This is a genomic window from Microbulbifer sp., assembly GCF_036563125.1.
Lineage (GTDB): Bacteria > Pseudomonadota > Gammaproteobacteria > Pseudomonadales > Cellvibrionaceae > Microbulbifer.
In genome coordinates this window covers 50,260-57,941 of sequence record NZ_DATCMV010000056.1, presented here as the reverse complement: position 1 = coordinate 57,941, position 7,682 = coordinate 50,260, and the positions used below count along the sequence as shown (strand labels likewise).

7 protein-coding genes are annotated in these 7,682 nt (G+C 60.2%); 1 reads left to right on the top strand and 6 read right to left on the bottom strand.

What is annotated here, in order from left to right; all coding sequences use genetic code 11:
- On the top strand, window positions 1-565 hold a 565-nt coding region (locus tag VIL80_RS04365), incomplete at its 5' end, for a dehydroquinate synthase/iron-containing alcohol dehydrogenase family protein (protein WP_332034929.1).
- 83 nt (window positions 566-648) lie between these two features.
- Here VIL80_RS04365 and VIL80_RS04360 read toward each other — a convergent pair.
- The 6 genes from VIL80_RS04360 to VIL80_RS04335 all read right to left on the bottom strand — a co-directional run bounded on the left by VIL80_RS04360 (window position 649) and on the right by VIL80_RS04335 (window position 7,673).
- On the bottom strand, window positions 649-2,145 hold the full coding sequence (locus VIL80_RS04360) for a M20 family peptidase (RefSeq protein ID WP_332034928.1): 1,497 nt from the start codon (window positions 2,143-2,145) through the stop codon (window positions 649-651).
- A gap of 104 nt (window positions 2,146-2,249) precedes the next feature.
- A complete protein-coding gene (locus tag VIL80_RS04355) occupies window positions 2,250-4,493 on the bottom strand; it encodes a TonB-dependent receptor (protein WP_332034927.1) in 2,244 nt (747 codons plus the stop codon).
- A 177-nt stretch (window positions 4,494-4,670) separates the two neighbouring features.
- The gene (locus VIL80_RS04350; protein ID WP_332034926.1) at window positions 4,671-5,879 is read right to left on the bottom strand and encodes an AraC family transcriptional regulator; all 1,209 of its coding nucleotides are present in this window, start codon (window positions 5,877-5,879) and stop codon (window positions 4,671-4,673) included.
- Between the two features lie 42 nt (window positions 5,880-5,921).
- Window positions 5,922-6,785 (bottom strand): phosphotransferase, encoded by an 864-nt coding sequence (locus tag VIL80_RS04345; RefSeq protein ID WP_332034925.1) that lies wholly within the window; start codon window positions 6,783-6,785, stop codon window positions 5,922-5,924.
- Window positions 6,782-7,420: a nicotinamide riboside transporter PnuC gene (pnuC, locus tag VIL80_RS04340; protein ID WP_332034924.1), complete on the bottom strand. Its 639-nt coding sequence runs from the start codon at window positions 7,418-7,420 to the stop codon at window positions 6,782-6,784. The genes VIL80_RS04345 and pnuC overlap by 4 nt, the downstream gene beginning before the upstream one ends.
- A complete protein-coding gene (locus VIL80_RS04335; protein ID WP_332034923.1) occupies window positions 7,413-7,673 on the bottom strand; it encodes a YkoF family thiamine/hydroxymethylpyrimidine-binding protein in 261 nt (86 codons plus the stop codon). The genes pnuC and VIL80_RS04335 overlap by 8 nt, the downstream gene beginning before the upstream one ends.
- Between the last annotated feature and the right edge of the window lie 9 nt (window positions 7,674-7,682).

Genomic DNA, 7,682 nt, shown 5'->3' with positions numbered 1-7,682 from the left:
GGATGCGCTGTCCCACAACCTAGAAGCCTTCTGTGCTCCAAACTTCCACCCTATGGCGGAGGGAATTGCACTGGAAGCGATGCGCCTGATCAGCGTGTATCTTCCGCGCGCCGTCGCCGATGGGGGTGACCTGGAAGCGCGTATGCAGATGTTGGTGGCGTCCAGCATGGGCGCCACCGCGTTTCAGCGCGGACTCGGTGCCATGCACGCGCTGGCCCATCCGCTCGGTGCGCTCTACGACAAACACCACGGTTTGCTGAATGCCATCCTGATGCCCTACGTATTGGCTGCGAATCGGAGCGCCATTGAAGAGCCCATGAGCAGACTGTCCCGCTATCTGGCGTTGCCCTCGGCGGGTTTCAGCGGGGTACTGGAGTGGGTGTTGTTTCTGCGTCGGGATTTCGATATCCCGCACACATTGGCAGAGATTGGTATCGGCGATGAGGATGCGGATCGGGTCGCGCAAATGGCGGCCGCCGATCCGTCGGCACAAAGCAATCCGCTGCCGTTCAGTGTGGACGATTACCGCGGAATTTTTCTCCGCGCCTGTCGCGGGGAACTCTGAAGCGGCGCGTGAAATACGCGCCGCTCTTCATAAACCGCAACACCGCGTCGCGGATGCCGAGATCAATTTTTATCGATCAATATTTATCGGGGCTGTGCATTCGCGTTGCGGATCAGCGCCTGATAAAACCCAGTCGCCTTCACCATATTGTCGATACTGATACGCTCGTTGGTGCCGTGGAATCCGTGCACGTCTTCGCGGGTGACCAGCATGGGGTTGAATCGGTAACTGTTATCGGCAACCTCCTCGTAGCGGCGGCTGTCGGTACCGGCAATGGTCAGCCCGGGGGCGGCAATCACCGGGCCGAACAGTGCACGGCTGGTATCTGCGAGCAAGTGGAAACCGGGAGCCTCATCACTGGATACCCGGGAGGCGGAAGTCCCACTGCGCATCACCACGTCGATACGCTCGTCGTCGATGACCGTTTCCACATGCTGCAGCACATCATCGATGCTGTCCCGCGGGTGCAGGCGGAAGTTCACCGTGGCGGTGGCATTGATGGGCAGCACGTTGTCCTTCACGCTGGCGGAGAGCATGGTCGGCGCGGTGGTGGTGCGCAGCATGGCGGCGGTGCTGCCCTGCTTTTCCAGTACCGCTTCGATACCGCTGCCGAACAGCCACTGGTTGGCGAACATCAGGCGCTTTTCAAACGGCATATGGCGCGCGGCGGCGTCAAACAGCTTTTGGCTCAATCCCTCGAGACCACCGGACATGGGATTCCGGTTCAGCCGCACCAGGGCCTGCGCGAGAATGTCCACGGCGGTTTCCGCCGGCGGCATAGAGGAGTGGCCGCCCTGGCCGCGCGCCACCAGATCTACCGTGAGATACCCTTTTTCCGCCACATTGATACTGGCGATCGGGGCATCGACGCCGGGAATAAATCCGTGCAACAGGAAGGAGCCTTCGTCCAGGCTCCAGTCCAGCTGTACCCCTTCGCTTTGCAGTTTTTCCACCACCGCGGCGGTGCCTTGCTCACCGCCGATTTCCTCATCGCTGGTGAGGCTGATATAGACGGTGCGCTCGGGCTGGTAGCCCTGCCGCAGCAGGCCGGTGGCCGCTTCCAGCAGGGCAATCGCTGCACTCTTGTCATCCAGTGCGCCGCGCCCCCAGATATGGCTCTCATCCACGGTGCCCGCGTAGGGCGCGTGTTGCCATTCGGCTTCCGTTCCCGGGATTACTGGCACCACATCGTAGTGGGCGGAGAGCAGAATCGCGGGCAATTGCGCATTTTTCCCCGACCAGGCGAACAGCAGTGAAAATGCCTGCCCGTCCTGCTTGCCCAGTCTCTGCGGGGGCATCGCGCTGTGGACTTCCGGGTAGGTGGACGCCAGCCAGTCGATGAAGCTGTGGAATTCCCGTTGGGTTTCACCCTGCTCCAGTTGCGAGGAAACGGTGCGGAACTGGATCGCCTCGGACAGGTGTGTGGCAATGGTACTGGCGTCGAGGTCGAGAGGTTTTGGTTCGCCCTCTGCTACCGGCGGCGCGGTAAAACTGAGTGTGCGGATTACGATCACGGAAGCGAGTAGCAGCACCGCCAGACCGGCGCCGGCAAGGCATCGGTTAAGTATTTTGGTTTGCATGGTCAAAGTCTTGCATCGGTGTGTGACGGGCCCGGCGATAGAACCGCGCGGGCCTGAGTAGTGATTGCTTATGGAATAGTGTCAAACGTGCGCGACGGGATACCTCAGAAACGGTATTCCAGTTCGATCCCGGCGGTGCGCTCAAGACCGTAATAATGGCGCAGGGTGCCGAGGAAATCGCGGTTGGTGTCCACCAGATATTCCTCATCGGTCAGGTTGTGTACAAACAGCGCCGCATTCCAGGTATCCGCCTGGCTTTCCAGTCCAACCCGCGCGTTTACCAGCTGGTACGCATCCACCTGGCCAAACTGCACGATATCGCCACTCGCCAGGGTGCGCTCCGTTTCGTTATCCGCGGTGTTATACATGCTGCCGCGGTAAATGTAATCCAGGCGCAGCAGCAGGTCGGCACCGATACTGTTGATTGGCAAGTAGTACTGGCCGCCCAGGTTGAATGAGGTTTCCGGTGCGTTGGGCAGTTTGTTGCCGGAGAGGTCACTGCCGTTGGCATCCGCGTTGGGGTAGCTGGCAAATTCCGCACTCAGTAGGCCGAGGGAGGCATTGATGGTGAGGTTGTCGCTGGCGAGCCAGGTGACTTCCGCTTCCAGGCCGGAGGTTTCCACCTCCGCCGCGTTGCGAATGGAAATGGACGTGGCGCCCTCACCCAGGTCCACAAACTGGTTGACCTGGTAGTTTTCGAACACGGAGTGGAACAGCGCCAGGTTGTAGCTGAGCTGGCGGGATAGCGCGGTGCCCTTGAGGCCTATTTCAAACGCGTCGACCGTTTCCTTATCGAAATCGGTGCCTGCGGCCAGGTCACCGGCGGCGACAAAGTCCAGATTGAAACCGCCACTTTTGAAGCCGCCGCTGTATTTCGCGTAGGTGTTTACGTCATCACCCAGGGCGTAATTGATACTGAGGGTCGGGGCCACGTGGGTGTCGGTGCGGTCGTCTTTGACGTTTCCGGTGGCGATCTGGAACAGCGGTGCGCCGTGGCCGTCGATAGCCCAGTCTACGTCCTTCTGCTCCTCGGAATAGCGCAGGCCAAAGCCCAGCTTCCAGGCGTCGTTCAGCTGGTAGGAGCCATTCACATAGGCGGCGACGCTGCTGGTATCCACCACCCCTGTGCTGTACACCGGGCTGTCCGCATCGATCAGGCCGGGAAAGCCGTACTGCGCCTCCAGCAGGTTTTCAAACAGATCCGAGGAGGTCACCAGGCGATAACTGTCGGCCTCCTGCTGGTAAAGGTAGAGGCCGGCCACATAGTTGAAATCGTCCGCGCCCGGCGACACCAGCTGGAATTCCTGGGTCAGCTGGTTGTAGCTGTCCGCGTAGTTGATTTCCACCAGCTGATAGGGGGAGTAGTCGGTGTCGTTGTTGTAGGTCATCTCCGTGTCGCGGGACGCCGTGATGGAACGCAGGGTGAAGTCATTCGCCAGGTTCCACTCCATGGTGAGCGCGGCACCGCGGATGTCCCGCTCCTCAAACGGGTCCACGTTCATGGCCACCTCGTGTTTTTCCGGCGCGGCGGTGTCCGGGGCTGTGCCGAAGGTGTTGGTGACGGCCTCACCGGTGGCGGACAGGCGATCACTTTGCATGCCGTCCACGGCCAGGATCGCATTGAAGGCGCCGCCGGCGTCGTACATCAGCTGGGCGCGGTAGGCGCTGCCGTCCTGTTCGTTAAGCAGGCTGTTGGTGGTGAGGTTTTTGATATAGCCGTCGCGCTGCTGGCGGTTGACGGAAATCTTGCCGAACAGGCTGTCGGACAGGGGGGCGTTGACGGTGGCGGACAGCTGGCGGGAGTTCATGCTGCCGTACTCGGCGCTGACACTGCCGGCGAATTCATCCGTCGGCTTCTGCGAAATCAGGTTGATGGCGCCGGCCACGGTGTTCTTGCCGAACAGGGTGCCCTGGGGGCCGCGCAGCACTTCGATACGTTCCAGATCCACCAGGTCCTGGTTGATCGCCGGGGACTGCCCCAGATAGACACCATCCAGATAAACCCCCACGCGGGTATCGAAGCCGATATTGCGACTGTTGGAGCCTACACCGCGCATGCTTACCGAAGTGGTGAAATCGGTGCCAGAGCTGATATGCAGGTTGGGTACGAACTGGGCAACTTCAGTCACCTGGCGAACACCGGTCTGCTTGATCGCTTCCGCCCCCACATTGGTGATGGCAATGGGGACCTCGGTGATACGTTCGGCGCGCTTCTGCGCGGTGACCGTGACTTCTTCCAGTTCCGCGGCGAACGCGACGGGGGCCGCCTGGGCGGTAATCGCGGCCGTTACGGCGGCGGCCAGGACGTGGGGCAGAGAAAAGTGTGCTGCAGGGCGGCGGGCGTTCATGGGGGTTCTCCTGACGAACTTATTATTTTTTGCATGCCCGGCTACTCGTATGTGCCGGGGGCTCGTCAGGTTTATACCGGTTCTGTGCAGGTGCGGCGTCCGACCTCGCAATCTCGGAGTGATTCGTTTCCCCGAGAAATCCGAACTTGCGAATTCGGATTTAATTTCATTTAAAAATCAACAGGTTACCGATTTGTTCTCGTGGCTGCGGTAGCGGCTGGGAGACTCCCCGAGGCGCTTTTTGAACTGGGAGAAAAACGTGGAATTGGAATTAAAACCGGCCTGCAGACCGATTTCGGTGACCGACCAATGCCCGTTGGCCTGGTCCGCCAACAGCTGCGCCGCCTCCTCCACCCGGTACTGGTTGATGAAATCGTAAAACGACTGTCCGGCAATCCCGTTGATGGTTTCGGAAAGGTGATGCGCCGGTACATCCAGCCTCTGCGCCAGCTGGGCAATTTTAAGCCCCGGTTCCAGGTAGGGTTTCTGCTGCTGCATAACGTGTTGCAGCTGTTGCCACAGGGCCTCCGCGGCGCTTTCGCTCAGATTGCGCACAGTGGGTTTTCTGTTGGCGGATGTCGAGTCAGCAGGCGTATTTACCTCATCGCCCTTCGGCTCGGCCTCGTCCTCGTGTTCGCCAGGGCCTTCCGCCGACAGTTGGATAATGCGCTGCCGCAGCCCGAACCAGCCCAGCACCACGCTCATGATCAGCGGTGCCAGCGACTGCAGCATTCCAGGCGTCAGTTCGCGAGCGGGTACCAGCCAGCCATATACCTCCAACGGTATACACGCCGCGGCGATGGCGAGAAAGGTAAAGCTCAGGCCCCGCAACCAGCTCAGGTCAACCGGCTCGATATTGGAGTAACTCTCCCTCACCCGGCGCTGATAGGGGCGCAGCAGGCGCAGTACCCAGCTGGAATAGATGATTGCCGAGCTGATTGCCGCCGCGCGGTGTACAAAGCGCGCGTGGGTGACCTCGCTGGCGATGCACTCCCCCGCGCCGAGACACGGGCTCTCAATGTATAACTGCCACAACCACACCAGCGCGGAGGCCAGTGCCGGTGCCAGGTGCCACAGGTGTTGCCGCTGCCAGCGGAACCCGGGTTCCGTCAACAGCCGGCAATAGAAGTAGAGCAGAGGGCCAAACAGCAGTTGCAGGGCAAATATCGCGTGAAAGCTCGCCGACAGCGTCTCCACTTCGATTATTGGTACGTAGACCAGAGCCCACAGGGTGCAGATCGCCAGCAGCGCGCCCAGGCAACGGTTCGCGCGGCGGTTGCCCCAGGGAGCCATAAACAGCAGCAGAGCCAGGGTGAAACCGGTGGCGATGCCAAACAGAATCACGAGGCTGGTGAGGTGGAGGGTAATCTCTTGGGTCAGGAGCATGGGCACGGATACGTCTGATGGCCTGGCTGAAGATGGACAAGCTTACTCAAAAGCCGCTAGCAGGTCAGTGATTTCCGTCGAGAGCGTTTCGGTCACGCCGGACAGACTGGCGGATCGGGAGGCCTGTACGGCATACCAGAGTGCCGACAGGTAGCGGTATACCCGCTGCCAGTAGGCCAGCCTATTCATGTCTGTATCACTGGCGGGGCGCTGCAGATAGGCCATGAGCAGAGCCTGCTGCTGGCGGCGGTCCAGCTGGTATCCCTGGGCTACAGTAGCCAGGTCAAAAAATGGGTCGCCGACCGCGGCGTACTCCCAGTCGAGCGCACGAAGCTGGCCGGAGGCATCCAGAATCAAGTTGTCCGGGAGCAGGTCATTGTGACACAGGCAATAAGCACGAGGGTTGTCATTGTGCTGCTGGAGCAGTGATTGCATCAAATCGTGCAGCTTCGATAGCGGCTGGAAGAACGGGGCCGCCTGGTCGATGGACTGCCAGTAGTGGTCCGCTTTGTGGGCTATGTTCAGCTGTGCAGAAATGGGTGGCAGCTGGTGAATCAGCCGCAGCAGTTGCGCGATCTGTGCCAGCGCCCGGGGTTGGTGAAGTTCCAGCTTTGCGCCGTGGATAAAGCGGGTCAGCAGGTAGCGGCGATCCGGGTCGATATAGACGAGCGGTGCGCACAGGTGGCGGGCATCTGCCCGGCGCAGGGCCGCTGCCTCTGCACTGCGGTCGAGATCCAGTGCGCGGAAGTTGCTTGTATTTACGCGCAGCACCAACTTGTCACCACCGGCCTGCAGCAGAAAGCTGCGGTTGGTCAGCCCGCCGCTGAGCGGACGAATCAGTTGCGGTGGGCTGTCACTCCATCGCCGCCATTCACTGGCGAGAAGTTTTTCCACCTCCGCGCTCATACGGCGACCGCTTGCCCGGGTTCAACTTGCTGTTGCCGGTACAGCGCGTACCACTGGAAAAAACCGATCACCACGAGGATCACGTAGAGCACAAACAACAGTGCGGTGAGATACAGCCCGCGATCGAGGTAGAGATAAATCGCAGCGCCGTCAATCACGATCCAGTAGAGCCAGTTTTCCAGTACCTTGCGGGTGACCATGTAGGTGGTCACCACCGCGCCCCAGGTGGTGAAGGAGTCCAGGTAGGGCAGGGCGGCACTGGTGTAATTGTCCAGCACATAACCGAATACCAGGGTAAGTACACCGACAGCGGCAAAGGCATAGAGGTGAGTGGCACTGGACCAGCGGTGGATGTGCAGTGTTTCGCCATCACCTTTTCGACGTCGCCACTGCCACCAGCCGTACACCGCGATCGCCAGATAAAAAATCTGCAGCGCGGACTCCATTACCAGGCTCACGTCCCAGAACAGGAACAGGTAAATCGCGGTGCTGGCAAATGCCGCGTACCAGCACAGGATGCTTTCCCGCATGGCGAGCAGCAGGTAGGCCAGTGCCAGCACCACCGCGGCCACTTCCCACAGGGTCATGGCCGCAAAAGCGCTGGCGAGGGCTTCACGGATTTCCGGGCTAAGCATCGGCTGTCGGGCTCAGGTCGCCATCGATAAATTTGCACACGAATATCGCGCGCCCGAACTGCTCGTGGCTTTTGCGCATCTCCGCTTTCAGCGTGTCCATCACCAGGTCGTAGTCACCGAAGACCTGAGTGCTCATGGTGTTGGTGATGACCCGCAACTGCGGGTGCGTATTCAGGCGCTGGATAAATTCCTTGATCGCCGGAATGTACTCGTTTTTTAGCGGGTACATGCTGATTTCGACGGAGAGCTTCATAGGGAACTC